Consider the following 17,629-nt stretch of genomic DNA (forward strand, 5'->3'; position numbering starts at 1 on the left):
AGATGGCGGCGGGGAGTGGTAAAAAACAGCCTGCCGTTTTTTTTGACCGTGACGGGACACTAATGAAGGAGGTCCATTTTTGCCGTAATCCTGCAGATGTGCATGCCATCCCTGGAATGTGCGAGTCGCTGCGTCGATTACGGATCTGTGGACGGTTAGTTTTCATTGTCACTAACCAGAGTGGCGTTGCATATGGGAGGATTTCACTCTCTGAGTATGAGGCGGTTCACTGTGAGTTAATGCGCCAACTGGATTATCAGGTTGATGCTACTTACTTCTGCCCAATTTCCAATGGGACGGAACAACGTCGCAAGCCTAATATCGGGATGATTCTGGAGGCCACGAAGATATTTTCTGTGGACTTACTGCACTCTTACTTCGTCGGTGACAAAGCCACCGATATCGAATGCGGAAAACGAGCTGGAATGACCTCCCTCCTTGTAACTACCGGATATGGTACGCAACACTTGAGTTGTGGAGCTGACAAAATCTTTGAGAATGCTGTGGCAGCCACAGATTTCATCTTGCGCCAACCGGTACTATGAGGCACCTAGTTACCATCATCCCGGCAAGATGGGCTTCCACACGTTTTCCAGGCAAACCCTTATGCCTTCTTGCTGGGAAGCCCGTACTAGAACACGTGTGGGAACGCTGTTGCCGTTGTATGCATAAGGAAAACGTCTTTATCGCTACAGATGACGAGCGGATCTTTCAAGCAGCAAAGCTCTTCGGTGCACAGGTTATCCGCACTGCCCACACACATCTTACCGGAACCGACCGCGTTGCTGAAGTAGCCACTCGCCTGCCAGGAGCTACCCACATCATCAATGTTCAGGGCGATGAAGCAATCTTAGATCCACACCTCCTGCACCGCTTTGTGCAAATCCTCAACGGCTCCAGTCGCTTGAAAATGGTCACGGCGGCAGCTCCATTCCCAAAGTGGGCCGACCCAACCAATCCCCACATGGTCAAAGTAGTAGTCAACAGCCAAGGGTGTGCGCTCTATTTTTCTCGCAGTGCAATCCCATTCGCTCAGAGTGAGGATTATCCCCATCGCCTGTTGCATATAGGGGTATACGGTTTTGAAAAGGCGTTTCTTTTAAAATTTGTTTCTTGGAAGCCATCTCCACTAGAACAATGGGAAAAGCTGGAACAACTCAGAGCACTAGAAAATGGTATCCGGATTCAAGTGCTCCTTACAGAGCGTGCTTCCATTAGTGTAGACACCCCTAGCGATATTAAGAAAGCGGAAGCAATTCTTCAGGAAGAACACAAGTGGGGCAATGCTTCCTGAGTTGCTAGTCAAAAGTCAGAAGGTGCTAATCGAAAGTTAACAGCTACTTTATGTTGGCTGTAAAAGGGATCTCCAACTATTGATGACTGAGCTTGATCAGCCTTTGTAGTCGGAGAAATGCCTCACCGGAATTGATGGCCTCAGAGGCAAGTTCTATGCCGTGAAGAAGATTAGTTGCAATTTTACAGACGCAGAGGGCAGCAGCAGTATTTGCCAGGACCATGTTCCTTCGTGGGCCGCAGTCTAAGCCCTTCAGGATATCCAGAAGTATACATGCATTTTCCCTAGCGTTTCCTCCCAGGAGATCATTTACACGAGCTGTGGCAATCCCGAAGCAGTGTGGAGAGATCTGCAACAGCCTTCTCTTCCCGTCTTGCTGAAGGGTACACACTTTTGTTTGCCCTACTATAGAAACTTCGTCCATGACTCTTGCCGACGATTCAACATTTCCACAAACTACCCATGCCGCTTCTCTACCAAGTAACCCCAAAATGTAAGCGTAGCTCTCCATTAACAGTGGGTTAGCAACCCCCACCAACTGGTAGTTGGGACGAACAGGATTAAGGAGAGGACCTAAAAAGTTGAAAACGGTAGGGATGTTTTCTTTGGATAGGAGGCGACGTACCGCAGTAACCGCTCGAAATGCCGGGTAATAGGCTGCTGCAAAGAGAAATATACAACCAGTGGATTCCAACACTACAGGGACCTTCCAGACAGGTATAGATAAGTTGACCCCAAGAGCCTCTAATACGTCAGCGCCGCCACTGCGTGAAGTGAAACCTCGGTTGCCAGTCTTCACCACCAGAGCTCCACACGCTGCAGCAACAAACATTACCGCGGTTGAAACGTTAAAAAGCCCGAGCCCGTCTCCACCTGTCCCGCAGACATCTAGAAAAACGCCAGCATTGCGGATGGCAGCTGGTATAGGGTTAGTACTCTGCTCTAGTAACACTTCTGCAAATGAAGCTATTTCCCTGGGGGTTTCTCCGCGGTAATGTAGCGCACGCAAAAACTCTGCCTTCGTCTCAAGAGTATTTTTCTCGTCGAGAAGCATACAACATACCTCTTGTATTTCTTTTCGACTTAACTCTTTCCTAGAGAGGATTCTCCTTGTCCATGTGTCGTTCACGCCATTTGCTGACTAATAATGACCTCGATACTAACTTTATATAAACCAAATATAATTACACCATTCCTTCTATTTACCAGATCACCATCATCTTCTAGTCAGTCATGTCCACCAATCTCTGTTGTATCACTTATACCCTGTAACTCCTGTATCGCTCGAAGAGCATCTGGTTGGCTGTCTGCCAACAGCCCCTTTAAGGGAAGAATTATTACACGGCCCTCATCATTTAGTACCAAAACTAACAATAAAACTTAACCTAAAAAACCGTTAAACGCCTAGCAATTGGATTCTCTACTGAGAGGCCACGCGAAGCTCTTATAGCAAGAACCTGTGTAGGACTTTATCGCTGAATTCATTAGTACTAATGAATTCAAGTTATCCAGCTCGTCGCATGATGCTATCTAGCTGTAAACCCTGCGCCATGACGTAAAATGCGCTCCATGGCATGTATAGCAGTTTCTATGTCTTTTTCTGTAGTGAAGTGTCCCAGAGAAAAACGGATGGTCGACTGTGCAAGATTTGTAGAAACTCCCATAGCAAGGAGAACGTGAGAAGGTTGCGTAGATCCTACCATGCATGCCGAGCTGCTAGAGACGCAGATCCCTTCCAAGTCAAGTGCAATAAGTAAGGTTTCACCCCCTTGCACATTAGGAAAACTGACGTTAAGTGTATTTGGTAAGATATCTCTAGGATGTCCGTTGCATACCGCTTCTGGATAAATACTGCTTAGACCTCTCCACAGCTGTTCGCGCAATACCATCAGTCTAGAAGTCTCTTTAGGCATACGCCCCACAGCCATGGTTGCTGCTGAGGAAAGTCCGACAATGCCAGCCACATTCTCAGTACCCGGCCTGTGTCGACTTTCCTGGGATCCCCCAAAATGAATTGCCTCTATGGAAACTCCTGAGCGGAGAAAAAGAGCTCCGATTCCTTTTGGACCGTAGAACTTATGAGAGGCAATTGAGAGTGCGTCTACACCAATTTCGTGAGGCGAGATCGGCTGCTTACCGAAACTTTGCACCATATCACTATGGAAGAATACCCCTCGCTCCCGACAGATTTTCGCTAGAACTGAAATGGGTTGTAGAGTTCCGGTTTCATTGTTTGCCGACATGATGGACACTAGTACAGTCTCTGGGCGAATCGCGGCACTAAGTTGGTTGGGATCGACCTGCCCAAAACTGTCTACTGGAAGAATGGTAACCTCAAAACCCTCCTGATGACGAAGATACTCAAAGGAGTGCAGCACCGCGTGGTGTTCTGTAGCACAAGTAACAAGATGGGTACCCCTCTTCTTTGAGGACTTGGTCCGGGCTAAACCGAGAATAGCTAAATTATTGGCCTCTGTACCCCCCCCTGTAAAAATGATCTCATGCGGGCGCACCCCCGCTCCCAGCAATGAGGAAAGTTCCTCGCGGGCGTTGTCAATGGCTACTCTAGCTTGTCTTCCTGCCCTGTGCTGACTAGAAGGATTACCATAATTATTGGTCAGATAGGGCATCATGGCATTGAGCGCTTCTTCAGCTAGAGGGGTGGTCGCGTTGTAGTCTAAGTAAACCATCGCCCTCCTACTTCTTTCACTTTGGTATTATTCTTAGCTGTGTTCTTCATATAGCTTCGATATGCCCTTCTCCAAGAGCTGACTCTACAGGACGCCCCCCTCCTCGCTCCCTCCTCGGTAGAGCGGCCATCCAGCCGCCTGCCACTGTGCGGCAACCGCTGTGATATGGCAAGCTTCTCTAAAAAAGCAATAACTTCAAGCAGGGGATGGCTCACAATCCTCCCTCCCCCACGAGGGAGGGAGCTATTGAAAGGGCGGGACACCCCCATCCATCTTCTCCCTTTGCTAATCTCCCTGCTGTCCCGCCTCTGCCGTCCATTTTAATAAATAGTCAATCTCCCTTCATTGCACACGACACGAAATGCGCAAATATAATAAACGTCGTCTCAAACATCGTCTCTTTTTTTCGACACTGCGGTAAGGAGAGGTAAAAAATATAAACAACCTGCTGTGAGGGGCACGGTAGTGTGCGGTAGAAAATCGGATGAGCTGGTGGGCGTTTTGGGCCGCTACTTTTTACCGTTAATCTTTATACTGAGGGGGACGGCAGCCAGCACGGTCCTCCTAAGGGATTGCTATAAGGCTACTTGTTGGCTCTGCCTAGAGCAGAAGTTCAGAGAGATGCTCCAATGTTGACGCTAGTAGTCCCCAATCATGCTTGCCAATCGCCAGGCGTGGGGAGTAGTTTCAGACGAACATCGAAGAGAAACAATTCCCCCCTATGTTAGATCCAACTGAAACCATCTCAACTCCGGAAGATACTCCGGCATCAGCAAAGAAGAAATTGGAAAGCAGCTCGGAGCATGCCCGAAGAGCATGGGAGGCTACTACCCAGGCTGCAAAACATGTGGGTGATACGGCAAAAAAAGAGGCTAGGGCCGTATTTTCCAGTAGCAAGGGTCATCTTGGAAAGGCAGTCCAAGACCTCAGTGAGGCCGCCTCCGATGCTTGCGAAGCTTTGCGCAGCCAGGCTTCTCAGGGGGTCCACACTTGTCTAGAGCAGGCCGAGACTGCCGTTGGAGAGGCTTCCTCTAAGGCAAAAACTCTTCAGTCCAATATTGAGGATTATGTTCATTCTCATCCGCTAAAATCCATTGGAATCGCGGTGGGGATTGGCTTTTTCTTGGGCGTTGTCCTTTGGCGACGGCAGTAATGGCCGGTGTTGCACACAATAAGCAATAAACGTGTCCACGCCAGATTTACCGTCTCGGGAAAGGCAAGGAGTAAGAGGAAGGTTTGGTGAACTGAAGGCCTTAATAAAGGGAGTAGTTCGGCACTTTATTGCGCGGTTGTTTCTCTTAGTATGGGAAGGCCGCGAGGCAGGTGTGCATTGTTTTCGTCTCGTCATCACCTTAGTGGTTGCAATCCTCCTCTTTCTGATCGGTTATTTACTCCTGCTTTCATTCCTAATACTTTCTCTAGCCCGTTGGGCTGGAGAGGCATGGGAGTGGGTGCTGCTGGTACTTGCTGCGTTCCATGCGGTAGGTGCCCTAGCATGTGCGAGCATCCTTGCCAGATGGATAAATAAGCCGGTTTTTGCGGCTACTCTAGATGAAGTGAAGGAAGACCTAAAGACTCTTAGATTCTTTGCTGAGTGAACTCTTTTCCCACCAAGCAGCTCCTTTTGGCGGAAATCAGACAAAGCCGACTGGCCATAGGGAAGAATTTTTGTGCATTGACCCAAGAGTTGAATGCCGCAAAAAAAATTCGATGGTCAAGGTGCACCCACCCAAATCTTTTTTTTTGGATGGCTGCTGCCGGCAGTTTTCTACTTGCTCGATTTCTCCGAAGAAGAAAAAAAAGTCTCTACTTCCAGGGAGAAGGTGACCATTCGCCGGTACCATTGAAATCTTTCACCCTGTGGGGAATTCTGTTGGCGACTCTCAGATTTCTGGTTCCTTTAGTCAAACCGGAGGTTCTAGCATATCTTGGCAAAAAGGTCCACGAGTGGTACGTTCAGGATCGTAGTACCTAAAGGGAAGCGCAAGATGGTGGGGGATTTGGCTATTCACAATGAGAACCTTCATTGTCGGGCATAGGAATCCAGATGTAGATGCTATTTGCTCAGCCTTGGCATACGCAGCGTTCAAACACGCCCATGGAGAAACTGCTACCACAGCGGCACGCTGCGGAAACACCAACCAGAGGATAGACTATGTTCTAAGAAGATTTGGCTTCTCTGCTCCCCTTTTTCTGAGCGATGTTTCTCCACGTGTTGAGGATGTCATGGAGAGGGCAGTAGTGACGGCAAAACTAGATGAACCTATCCTACATGCGCTCTCTCGGATGGAAGCTCGCCGCGTACGCAGTTTACCCGTAGTGGATAAAGCCGGTTATTATGTCGGTATGCTTTCCACCCCAAAGCTCACCGACTACTTACTCCTCAATGGTGATAGGAAAACAGCCCCTTCGGGCTGTACTGTATATGCTAGCCTCGCTGATATTTGTGAGAGTCTTAATGCCAAGAACGTTGGGCCGTCTCCTCCGTCCAAGCCGGAGACTTATTCACTTTTGATAGGAGCGGGGGGGGAGAATTCTTTCTCCGCTGTGCTTAATAAATCCACTGATCTTAAAAGTACCATTGTTATTGTGGGGGATCGCCCTTCCATTTTGGAAATGGCAGCTGAGTGGGGGGTTGGGGCTATTCTCCTTGTGGAAGGTGCCATCCCCACAAGAAAATTAGTGGGGGTTTGTAGAAAAAATGCAACTGCCCTCCTTTTGACCCAATTGGATGCTCCTAGCACCATTATCCACGTACGCTGCTCCGTTCGTACTCGCCAAATGCTCCACAAGAACTCCCAATTTCTCCGTGCTAACCTCTCTCTAGAGGAGGCGCGTAGGTCTCTGGCATTTTCACCTCAATTTATATTTCCTGTACTTAAACAGGGAGGGGGAACGGTGCTGGGAGTTTTCTCCAAAAGCGACTTTCTAAAACCTATCCCCAGGCAATTAATTTTGGTAGATCACAACGAGCTAAGTCAGGCGGTTACGGGGGCTAGTGAAGTGCCGATCGTAGAAATTCTGGACCACCATCGCTTAGGATCTATCAATACCGCCGCGCCAATCCTCTTTATTAATCGCCCTGTGGGCTCGACCTGCACTGTCGTGGCAAGCTGCTTTCAGATGGCAAGACTATCAATTCCGAAAAATGTAGCAGGTATCTTAATGGCAGGCATCGTTTCCGACACGCTTAACCTCACTTCCCCCACTACTACCATTGAGGATCGCGAGATTCTGGCCAATCTCGCGAAGACTACAGGAATAAGCCCTTCCCAACTTGCAGATGAGATCTTTTCTACAGGATCGCCTCTACTGACTACAAGTGCACAACAGGCTATCGTCGCAGACTGTAAGGAATATTGTGAACAAGGCTACACTTTTACAGTCTCTCAAATCGAGGAATTAAATTTTTCTCATTTACCTCAAAAACAAGAAGGGCTGGCAAATGTACTAGAGGAGTATCGCCTTGAGCATGGCTATCTCTTCTCCGCTCTACTCGTTACAGACATTAATACGCAAAACTCCCTTCTTGTCTTGCGCGGTCGCGAAGATTATTTACGTCAAATTGACTATCCGATGAATAGTCCCTTCATTTGGCAATTAGACGGGATTGTTTCTAGAAAGAAACAACTGTTGCCCTATCTGAGTGGGCTACTTAACAAGATTGCTTAGTTGGAAGAAAAAAGTTCACCTGCCATTTTTTGTCTCCTGCCCTTGCTCAGTCTTGTCTTGCACAAGAGTAGGGATTGGTGAGTAGCCTCCAACAGGATTCCTTCGCCGCGTGATACATTCCCCCCACGGATCTGATAGGTTGCAAATTTGGTTCCCTCTTTCCCTCCGAGGAGGAACTGAAAAGGCTTTGAGGAAACATGTATCTTTTATGTTGCGGCTGTTCTTTTTTGCCTCCCTGTATTTATTTCCCGTATCTGTGCCGGCATTCCCAGAATTCCCAGGTCTTTCTGGTTCTCTCTCAACTGCCCCCTCAACACCTTCGACCGAAAAAACTCTCGATGAACAATTGCAAGATGCTAAACGGGGAATTGACGAGGCTCAGTCTACATTGACATACATGCAGAGTGAAAAAATATCCGGAGCCCTCTCTGCAGCAGGCCTTCCCTCAACGCTACGATTGGATCTCGTTACTGCCGCTGGAAATGTTTTGCGAAATGCACAGCGTTACCTGGAAAATCTGGAGACGCTCCATCATACTCAAAAAAATGCTGAAGCCCGTCAATTTTTAGTAAAGCTAGGCACGGAACCGGGGTCTTCCAGCGCAGACGTTGAGTTGGCTCGAGAGCGCTTTTATGCCACTCAGCAGGCCTTGGAGGCAGCTCAAAGTGAAATGAAATTCTTGTTGGATAGAACCCAACAATCCGTGAGTCACCTGTCTAAATTAGACCAAGCAATCCGGCAACTTAGTCTCCGCTCTGGTGGAAACAATAACTGGAAGCAGGAGCTAGTTAAATTACAAAAAAAGGGGGTAGAATTGTTAATTTTGGCTGATCTTGCCAGAAAAAACACCCTGACTTTGCGAATAGGTGCCCTTAGACAAGAGGCAATTGCCGACAAAAAATTGATTCAGGCAGATGTTACCGCCATCCGCCCACAGCAAGGGAAGGAAGCTCTGAGTCAGCTAGAGAAGGAGCGGATGGATATCAATCACTGCATTCAGGAGGCGCATAAGCGCGATCAACCCGCGCAAGCTGCTTTGAATAAAGCGCGAGAGAGCTATCTCAGAATCCGATCAGACCGGGCTGCCAGCAGTAGGGAGGTGACCTCGGCCCGTCAACAATATGAGCTTGCGCAGGTAGAGATCGAAACAGTTGAGGAAATAATTGAGGATGGACGTAGCTACCTCCATATACTGGACACCGAGACGGCCTACTGGAAGTCTCTCACTAAACTAGGCGATAGGATTTCTACTACAGACGCACAGAGGGAGGCTTCTGCTCTTAAACCGAAGTTGGAGCTGATCCAAAAATGGAAACCACACTTAGAACAGGAGGTACGTTCCAAGCAGCTTACTATCGAAGGTATTAAAAGACATATTGACGAGCGGAGACTAAAAGACTCGGATCGTGAGTTTTTTACTAAAAAGCTCAGGTTGTTTCAGGAGCAAAATGAGATGCAACAGCGGCTTCTCTGGAGGGTAGAAACTCTTCAGTGGAGACTTTCGGATGGGCTGCGCCAACTGCAACAAATGGCTCCACCACTACCATTGCCTACCGGGTTTAAGGAGATATGGGGTGCCCTGTATGCAACGGTTGCTGGTACTTTTAATTACGAGGTTCTGCATTCCAAGGAAACCAAAATGGTCGGTGGGACCCAGGTGGTTATCGAAGAGCACTCCGTCACCGTAGGACATATCATTACTGCTCTAGTTCTCTTTCTACTAGGTTACTCCCTGCTGGGAAAAGTTGCCCACTCCTCCGTAAGGGCTGCCCAAATTCGCTTTCAACTTCCTGCCGCGCGTATTGCTTTGTTGGAAAAACTTGTGCTTTACCCTATGATCCTACTCCTAGCGCTCTGCGTGTTAAGTTGGGTCAGGATTCCTCTCACAGTTTTTGCCTATTTAGGTGGAGCGCTTGCCATCGGTGTGGGCTTTGGAGCCCAGAATCTTATTAACAACTTTATCAGTGGAATTATTTTACTTTTTGAACGTCAGGTAAATGTAGGTGACATTGTGGAAGTAGACACCCACACAGGAGCGATTACGGCTCTTGGTAGTCGCTGTTCCCGTATGCGTCGCGGAGATGGAGTGGAAGTGCTAATCCCAAATAGCCTTTTGCTAGAAAAAAATGTTGTCAATTGGACGCTCACAGAGCCTAACCATCGATTCAGCTTCACCTTTACTGTGGCCTACGGCGCTTCCATAGAGAGAGTTATGCAATTAGTCACTCAGGCCTTAAACGAAACTCCGTACCTTCTAAAACAGCCGCCGCATTGCGTGTTTTTTGAACAATTTGGAAGTGATGGCCTTATATTCGGCGTTTACTATTGGGTAAAATTAGGAATCGAGGTGGATCCACGACAACCAGGAAGCGATCTCCGATTTCGAATCGACCAGTTATTCCGCATAGAAGGGATCCATATGCCTTTTGCCCAACGGGATATTCACCTAGATAGTGCTTCTCCGGTCCATGTGCATATCGAGAATGAGCCCCAAAATCGCAATCCTGCTTGATTAAGAGAGGACAATACGCTACCGTGCCTAGCTTACCTGTTCCGTAACTATGGCATACACTGTACCACTTCTTGGATATCCGTTTGGGGCCTTAGAACCACATATCGACGCCGCAACTATGGAGATTCACCACGATAAGCACCACGGTGCCTACGTGGGAAATTTAAACAAAGCATTGGAAGGTTACCCTACGCTGCAGAGTCAGTCTGTCGAAAAGCTTGTCTCACATCTCCCGACTATCCCCGAGAGAATTCGCACGGTTGTTCGGAATAATGGTGGTGGACACGCTAACCACACTTTCTTTTGGACGATCATCAGTCCGGGTTCTAGCCCTGTTCCTACAGGGGGGTTAGCGTCCGCTATTGACAGTCAGTTTCGTGGATTTGAGGAGTTTAAGACTCGATTTGAGGCGGTGAGTGTTGCCCACTTTGGTAGTGGCTGGGTGTGGCTAGTAATGAACAAGTCCCTTGGCCTCGAGGTCATTTCTACTTCCAACCAAGATAGTCCGATTTCCCAAGGGCTTGCTCCGATCCTAGGTCTCGATGTCTGGGAGCATGCTTACTACCTGAAATACCAAAACCGGCGTGCTGACTATGTGAGAGCCATGTGGAATGTCATGAATTGGGACCAGGCGGAGAGGTATTTTTTAGCTGCTAGCGCCTCTTGAGGCTCTATCCTATCTTTCTGAGCAAAATCCCCCTGCTCTCCCTTTGTTTTTTTGGCTTTGTTCGGCTTCTTTAGGGATGGATTTCGGGGGTGTCCCTTTTTTCTTACCTCTTGAAAGACCTCTTTCCAAAGATAGAGTGGGGCTTTGCCTCTGTGTATGGCTTTCTTGAACTCCAATTACCTGAAACTTAGAGAAGGATATCTCTTCCCAGAGGTTAGCCGCCGCATAAAAGCGTTTTTGGGTTCCTGTCCTAGTACGCACCTCATTTGGTGTGGAATCGGGGATGTCACGGAAGCTCTGCCGCTTGCTGCTCGGAGCGCGTTCCACAAAGCGGTGGATGAGTTGGGAAGCGGAAAGACCTTCCGTGGGTACGGGCCAGAGCAGGGTTACCAGTTTCTCCGCCGCACTATTGTGGAAAATGACTATCAAAGCCGTGGCATACATTTAGATGAGGATGAAATTTTCATCTCGGATGGATCCAAATGTGATTGCGCCAATATTCTTGACATCTTTGGGGATCAAAACCGTGTCGCAATAACGGATCCAGTTTATCCTGTCTATGTGGATACCAATGTCATGGCTGGTCACACTGGAGCAGTGGAAACCTCAGGAATGCGTTACGCAGGTCTTGTTTATCTTCCTTGTACTGAGGCAAATGGATTTATTCCAGACCTTCCTACTGAGCCAGTAGACCTCATTTATCTTTGTTGCCCCAATAATCCGACTGGTGCAGCAGCTACCTACCAGCAGCTTTCTATGTGGGTAGAATATGCGGTGAAGCACCGTGCCATTATCTTTTTTGATGCAGCTTATGAGGCTTACATTTCTGACTCTGCGCTTCCCCATTCAATTTATGAAATTCCGGCTGCAAAGCGGTGTGCTATAGAATTCCGTAGCTTTTCCAAGAGTGGAGGATTTACCGGGGTACGGTGTGCATTCACTGTCCTTCCTAAGGAACTAGAGGCGGATACAGGAACAGGTGAATGCAAAGCACTGCATTCTCTTTGGAACCGGCGTTTCAGCACAAAATTCAACGGTGTAGGATACGCCGTTCAGCGAGCAGCTGAGGCTTTATACTCCCCTGAAGGGAAGGTCCAAGTCCGTGAGTTGGTAAGCCATTATATGGGCAACGCGTGTATACTCCGCAAGGCACTGCAGGGCCCTCAAATGACTGTTTTTGGTGGTGTGAATGCTCCTTATATCTGGGTGCGCGCTCCGCATGGGGTTTCCTCTTGGCAGGCATTCGACTATATACTTAAGGAGAAGAACATTGTGGTTACTCCCGGCAGTGGCTTCGGAAGACAAGGTGAAGGATACTTCCGAGTTTCTGCTTTTGGCAGTCGCCAAAATGCTCTAGAAGCTGCTCGGCGTTTTAAAAGCCTTAGATGGTAAAGATGGTAAAGAGACCTGACAAACCTAGTAGACATCGCGTCGATAACGCCTTTCACGTTTCAACCTTGCAACGTATTCTCTTGACTGGTCGCCATCTTTATTTCCGGCCCTTTCTATAATTTTGTGTAAGGCGTCTTCGACCTCCCTTGCCATGCGTGCAGCGTCCCCGCAGACGAACAGATAAGCGCCGGATTCCAGCCAACGGTACAACTCTTTGGCTTTCTCCAGCATACGATGTTGAACATAGATTTTAACCTCCTGATCCCTAGAAAATACAGCATCTAGATGGTGCAGCGTACCTTCCATACGATAGGCTTCTAGTTCACTCCGGTAAAAAAAGTCGGAGGCATACCTCCTCCCTCCGAAGAATAACCAGTTTTTCCCCACAGCTCCAGTAGCCTTACGCTCCTGTAAGAACGCCCTAAATGGCGCAATACCAGTCCCAGGTCCCACCATGATTATTGGAGCATCCGGATCTTTTGGCATATGGAAGTGCCTAGCGGAGTGTATGAACAAAGGGATCATTGCCGCGCGCTCAGCGAGAAAAGTAGAGCATACCCCACGTCGTAGGCGATCGTGACTCAGGTAACGGACTATGGCCACAGTAAGATGAATAGAATGTGGATGAGCCTTCTGGGAAGAAGCAATGGAATAGAGGCGAGGCTGCAATTTTCTCAAAAGCCCAACAAATTCTTCTGGTGTAAAACGGACGGATCCAAATTCTTCTAGAAGATCTAATATATCCTTTCCGAAGAGATATTGATCTAACTTCCCAGCCGCACTAGGGTTGAGCAAATTCTTAAGGAAAGCAGCCGAAGAATTTCCTTTGGCAATTGCTGATAAAAGAGACTTTGGGGGTTTAGTGAGAGCGTAATCACTGAGCAGCGCTTGCTTTAGTGGAACCGTAGTTCCTCCAAACGTCTGGACAAACTCCCCGCCGGAAAATTTAAGTGTCCCCAAAATTTTTTCCACCAACTGCGGATCGTTTGTTGGGAGAATTCCAACTGCATCTCCCACCTCATACTGTAAATCCTCTCCTTTGATAGAAATCTCAAAGTGGCGTGTTTCCTTCCCAAAACTTTCTCCGTTTAATCTCCTGTTGACAGTCAAGCACCCAAGGGAAGTTTTCTCTTTAGAATGGGGAGACACTTACTCTCGATACTACTAAAGCACTTTTTCAGAACTACTATAATCCTCTTGGACCTCAACAAGTGTGGAAGCTATACTGGGGATGGCGTCTCGATACGACATCCAGTGTGGAACCCATTGCCTGTCACGCAGTTTTTGGTTGCTGACGCGTTTGTTGCTATGTCCTCGCTTGCGCTCTAGATTTTCATGGCCCTCCCGAGGCAGTGGCATTTGGAAAAAGTCCGCCAGCCACTGATATATCTCGCATTGCCTAGCCGGTCTGCAATCACAAACGTTGTAGATACCTTCTGGAGCGTGTAAGAGACATACCAGAGCCCGCGCTGCATCCTCCCGATGAATTTGGTTGATCCAGCGCTGGCCATCGCCTTCCAGTCGAGCCTGACCTGTAAGAAATCTCTTCATGAGCACACTGCGCGCTGGTCCATAGATTCCAGCCAGTCGCGCGACGGTTCCGCCAGTCCTTAGTATCGCGTTCTCCGCTTCCAGCAGGATTTTACCCGCCAGGTGTTTTGGTTCTGCAGGGCTTTGTTCATCCACAATCTCCCCATCCTCTTGGGCGTAAAGGGAAGTGCTACTGGCAAAGAGGATCTTTTTTGGACGAAGAACCTTAGAAACGTTGCAGCTTCCCTGAAGGTACAGTGCCTGGTAGGCCTCTGCTCCCCCTCCACGAGAGCTAGCACAGAAAAAAACCGCATCCAATTGCAACTCAGAAAACAGCTGGAGGCTCGTGCCCTGTACAACATCACAAGCCCTTATCGGATAAGGCTTATGGGATAGACGGCCGGCTGATAGATCGCTCCTACAGGTCGCGCAAACTTCCCATCCCATCTGGAAGAGCAAATCGGCTACAACTTCCCCAATGAACCCGCACCCAATAATTAAAGCTCTAGGCACGGCTAGCACCATAAACTTCAGTGCACATGAAAGCGAAGTTTCATCTTATTCCTCCTGGCGTTATTTTTAGCCTTCCGCCTGGCCTTTTGGGCAGGAGTTTCGAAGGCACGCAGACGCCGCACCTCATCCAGTATCCCATCCGCATCGATCTTGCTCTTCAGGCGTTTCAGCGCCCGATCGATGGGTTCTCCTCTACGAACAACTACTTCAGCCACAATCTCACCTACTTTCTTCTTTTCATCCCTTTCCTACAGGAGGGGCCAGCCTAGCGGAAGTTTCCAAGGACGTCAAACGATACCTCTCGGGAAGGGAAGCCAGGGCAAGCCTTTTTTCTGACAAGGATCTCATTAGCAATCTTATCTGTAATTTCCCCCGAAAATTCCTCCTTTTCGGCGTGCATACCAAACAACGATCGGCGGTGCTACAAACACCGAAGAATAAGTCCCTACAAGCACGCCAACAAGGATTGTAAAAGCAAAGTCTCGAAGTATTTCTCCCCCAATAAAATAAAGTGCCACCACAGAAAGTAATGTGGTACCACCAGTTAAAATAGTCCTACCAAGGGTCTCATTAATACTCTGATTTATCAACGCCTCGATAGCTCTTAAAGATTTACCACCAGCCCACTTCTCCCGGATGCGATCAAAGACTACTATCGTGTCGTTGACGGAGTACCCAGCAATAATTAGAGTAGCTCCCACCAGAACAAGAGAGAATGTACCTCCTGTGAAGGCAAAGAGGCCAATTGTAATGAGAACGTCGTGCACAACTGCAACGATTGCTCCTAGAGCAAAGGCAAATTCGAAGCGTATGGCAACGTAGAGAAGAATGGCTGCTACGCTCAGCCCTAGAGCAAGGGTTGATCTTGTAGCAAACTCCCTTCCAACTCGAGCGCCAACAGCATCCTGTTGTATCACCCGCAGCCCTCGATTTAAGGATGTGCTAGAGAGGGCAGCAATGATTGCTTTAGAGGAGCCTTTCGGGCCCTGGATGACGAGTCTTTCGGGACCGATACCATGCGCAAGTTGGACAGAAATAGTCCCAAAGCCTAGCCGGCCCAGCTCATGATCCACTTCTTTCAGGCTGGTGGGGTGCTGGCATTGCATAATGAGGAGATCCCCTCCAAGGAAGTCGATACCAAAATTCTTCTTCCCCCGCAAGGCAACGAATACCCCGGAACTGATCAGGAGCAACAACGAAATTCCAATGGCTAGCTTCTGATTCTCTAGGAAGTCAAATTCCCATTTAGGAATCCAGTCCAGCAGGTGTAGTTTCCGGAGATATCCCCTGGTGACAAGATAGTGGAAGAGAATGCGGGTAACGATCAGTGATGTAAAAAGAGATGTCACGATGCCTAGTGTAAGTGTTACCGCAAATCCTCGTACTGTCCCAACTGCCTGCCAAAGGAGGATAATTGCCGCTAGGAGTGTGGTAACATTGGCATCCAGAATGGCGCTGAAAGCCTTTTCATAGGCCCCCCGGAGGGCAATATCTAACGCCTTTTTGGTCCTTAGCTCTTCCCGCAGACGTTCATAGACAAGCACACTGGCATCCACAGACATGCCAATTGTCAGAATAATGCCGGCGATTCCGGGCAGCGTAAAGACAAAGCGAAACATGGCCATCATACCCAGAAGGAAAAGCATGTTCACAGCGAGCCCAAAGAGAGAAATTAGGCCAGCCAAACGGTAATATATTCCCGTAAACACCATCACCAATATTAGCCCCACTAGCCCGGCAAAAAGTCCCTGGTGCACTGAGTCGTGTCCTAATGTGGCTGATACACTGCGAATTTCCTCAATCTCTACCGGCACGCGGAGTGGATTCTGTAAGATATTTGCCAGATGTCTTGCTTGCTGCTCCGTAAAGTTGCCGGTGATCTGGGCTACCCCGCCGTAATGGCGTGCCTTGAGAATAGGAGTGGATTGAATCTGCCCATCTAATAGTATTGCAAGAGATTGTCCCAAGTGAGCCTCTGCCAATCGATCAAAAAGCTTAGCCCCCTCGTTGTCTAAGCGAAGACTTACTCCGTACCCTTGTTGATCGAAAAAAATATGAGCAGCAGCAACGTGGTTTCCGGCAATTTCTGGACGCCTTCTGATAAGGCGTTTGGCTGTATAAAGGCTCCCCTCAGGGTTTTTAAATTGCTCCTTCTTAACAGTGTAGCCAGGTGGGATTATTCCTTGGCCAGATTCGATTAGCGGGATAAGACGCTGACTTTCAGGATGAATGGATGCAAACTCCAGCCTAGCCATCCGCTGCAACTGGGCTTTTGTTTCCTCTATCTGCTGTGGGGTTTCTACCCCAGGAACCTGAACAAGTATGCGACTCTCCCCCTGCGGGGCAATAACGGGCTCGTTTATCCCAAGCAAGTCGATACGCTGGCGGATAATTTCTACCGCTTGCCATACCATTTCCCGCGTAATTCTTTCTCCAGGTAGATGGACTAGCTTAATTAGGAACGAGCTGCCCCCTCGCAAATCTAGCCCCAACGGGATTTTTTTCGAGGGAGGCCATACTTGCTGTAGGCAAAAAGATATTAACAGACCGCTGAGGATTAGGCCGAGAGCAGGTCGGCGCCCAGCAAGATCCTCCATGCAATACCATCCAAGTAGAACCACGATGGTAAGCCAAAAGGCAAATAGGAGGATAGGCGGCACAGGATCTTGTCAGGTTCCAATTGGATGGCTCCTTAATCAGGAATTTTTCCTTGGCTAGCTTGGCCAGCGGTTGTGTCTACGACCGCTATAATACTCGACTTCTCAAACTCAATTTTTACATTGTCTGCTACCTTCAGGACAACTGTCTTGTCTTTCACGTTAGCAATAAGACCATGTATGCCTGAGTTGGTAAGGACCTTACTTCCCGCTTTGAGGTCCTGTAGTAAACGCTGATGCTCTCTATGTTTTTTCTGTTGTGGGCGTACCATTAGAAGATAGAAGACAACAACAACGAAAACGAAGAGGACGAGTTGGTTAAGCATTGCTGGTCCAGTAGTTGATTGAAAAGCTACACTGGTAGCTTGGGCCAGGGTACAGAAAGGTGTCATATTAAATCGGGTGATGTGGCTCAAAAAGTTTGGCTGAAGAGGCGGGTAAACGCTAGAGTGAGGCCTGGCTAAATGAAGGACTTGTCGTCTCAAGCACGGGCGCGGATTCCTATGCGGCCTCGCTAAGAAAAGTAAAAGTTGTAGGCTACTGAAAATTTATAGGTAGGTTCAATGAACGGCACTTAGTCTTGTACCCCAATGGGAACGTGTCACTTAGAGCGAACCAAAAGCACGCAGGATTGCTGGATCTATTGCCCGGACACCTTATACTCTGCCTTCCTTTGGGAGTAGGATTTTGAGCGACATAGCG

General features: G+C 48.4%; 16 protein-coding genes. 9 read left to right on the forward strand and 7 right to left on the reverse strand.

The genetic code is table 11. The annotated features are described in order from the left end of the window. The first annotated feature begins 2 nt into the window (after window positions 1–2). Both JMM79_03565 and kdsB read left to right on the forward strand, forming a co-directional pair. A complete protein-coding gene (locus JMM79_03565) occupies window positions 3–545 on the forward strand; it encodes an HAD-IIIA family hydrolase (GenBank protein QQY08297.1) in 543 nt (180 codons plus the stop codon). After that, window positions 542–1,294 carry a 3-deoxy-manno-octulosonate cytidylyltransferase gene (gene kdsB / locus JMM79_03570; protein ID QQY08298.1) on the forward strand — a complete coding sequence of 251 codons (753 nt, stop codon included), beginning with the start codon at window positions 542–544 and terminating at the stop codon, window positions 1,292–1,294. Before JMM79_03565 ends, kdsB begins: the two co-directional genes overlap by 4 nt. Window positions 1,295–1,370: 76 nt before the next feature. On the opposite strand, the gene trpD is transcribed toward kdsB, so the two are convergent. After that, a complete protein-coding gene (trpD, locus tag JMM79_03575) occupies window positions 1,371–2,423 on the reverse strand; it encodes an anthranilate phosphoribosyltransferase (GenBank protein ID QQY08299.1) in 1,053 nt (350 codons plus the stop codon). A 397-nt stretch (window positions 2,424–2,820) separates the two neighbouring features. Further along, a complete protein-coding gene (locus JMM79_03580) occupies window positions 2,821–3,984 on the reverse strand; it encodes a cysteine desulfurase (GenBank protein QQY08300.1) in 1,164 nt (387 codons plus the stop codon). Window positions 3,985–4,705: 721 nt separating this feature from the next. On the opposite strand from JMM79_03580, the gene JMM79_03585 reads away from it, so the two are divergent. From JMM79_03585 to JMM79_03615, 7 genes are all read left to right on the forward strand, one after another. After that, window positions 4,706–5,137, forward strand: coding sequence for a DUF883 domain-containing protein (locus tag JMM79_03585; protein QQY08301.1), 432 nt, complete (start codon window positions 4,706–4,708; stop codon window positions 5,135–5,137). Window positions 5,138–5,168: 31 nt separating this feature from the next. After that, complete coding sequence (locus JMM79_03590) at window positions 5,169–5,582, forward strand: phage holin family protein (protein ID QQY08302.1); 414 nt, start codon at window positions 5,169–5,171, stop codon at window positions 5,580–5,582. Further along, complete coding sequence (locus JMM79_03595) at window positions 5,579–5,959, forward strand: hypothetical protein (protein ID QQY08303.1); 381 nt, start codon at window positions 5,579–5,581, stop codon at window positions 5,957–5,959. The genes JMM79_03590 and JMM79_03595 overlap by 4 nt, the downstream gene beginning before the upstream one ends. Window positions 5,960–5,997: 38 nt before the next feature. Continuing rightward, window positions 5,998–7,656: a putative manganese-dependent inorganic diphosphatase gene (locus JMM79_03600; GenBank protein QQY08304.1), complete on the forward strand. Its 1,659-nt coding sequence runs from the start codon at window positions 5,998–6,000 to the stop codon at window positions 7,654–7,656. A gap of 208 nt (window positions 7,657–7,864) precedes the next feature. Then, window positions 7,865–10,168, forward strand: coding sequence for a mechanosensitive ion channel (locus JMM79_03605; protein QQY08305.1), 2,304 nt, complete (start codon window positions 7,865–7,867; stop codon window positions 10,166–10,168). Between the two features lie 49 nt (window positions 10,169–10,217). Beyond that, on the forward strand, window positions 10,218–10,835 hold the full coding sequence (locus tag JMM79_03610) for a superoxide dismutase (protein QQY08306.1): 618 nt from the start codon (window positions 10,218–10,220) through the stop codon (window positions 10,833–10,835). A 156-nt stretch (window positions 10,836–10,991) separates the two neighbouring features. Next, window positions 10,992–12,227: an LL-diaminopimelate aminotransferase gene (locus tag JMM79_03615; GenBank protein ID QQY08307.1), complete on the forward strand. Its 1,236-nt coding sequence runs from the start codon at window positions 10,992–10,994 to the stop codon at window positions 12,225–12,227. 24 nt (window positions 12,228–12,251) lie between these two features. Here the strand turns inward: JMM79_03615 and JMM79_03620 are convergent, their stop codons facing one another. From JMM79_03620 to yajC, 5 genes are all read right to left on the reverse strand, one after another. Further along, on the reverse strand, window positions 12,252–13,337 hold the full coding sequence (locus tag JMM79_03620; GenBank protein QQY08308.1) for a hypothetical protein: 1,086 nt from the start codon (window positions 13,335–13,337) through the stop codon (window positions 12,252–12,254). A gap of 54 nt (window positions 13,338–13,391) precedes the next feature. Further along, window positions 13,392–14,282: an NAD-dependent epimerase/dehydratase family protein gene (locus tag JMM79_03625; protein QQY08309.1), complete on the reverse strand. Its 891-nt coding sequence runs from the start codon at window positions 14,280–14,282 to the stop codon at window positions 13,392–13,394. 5 nt (window positions 14,283–14,287) lie between these two features. Beyond that, window positions 14,288–14,485 (reverse strand): 30S ribosomal protein S21, encoded by a 198-nt coding sequence (locus JMM79_03630; protein QQY08310.1) that lies wholly within the window; start codon window positions 14,483–14,485, stop codon window positions 14,288–14,290. 141 nt (window positions 14,486–14,626) lie between these two features. Next, window positions 14,627–16,930, reverse strand: a complete 2,304-nt coding sequence (gene secD / locus JMM79_03635) for a protein translocase subunit SecD (GenBank protein QQY08311.1) — start codon at window positions 16,928–16,930, stop codon at window positions 14,627–14,629. A 32-nt stretch (window positions 16,931–16,962) separates the two neighbouring features. Beyond that, a complete protein-coding gene (gene yajC / locus JMM79_03640; GenBank protein QQY08775.1) occupies window positions 16,963–17,319 on the reverse strand; it encodes a preprotein translocase subunit YajC in 357 nt (118 codons plus the stop codon). Window positions 17,320–17,629 lie beyond the last annotated feature (310 nt).

Source organism: Candidatus Xiphinematobacter sp., from assembly GCA_016766635.1.
In the GTDB taxonomy this organism is placed as follows: Bacteria; Verrucomicrobiota; Verrucomicrobiia; order Chthoniobacterales; family Xiphinematobacteraceae; genus Xiphinematobacter.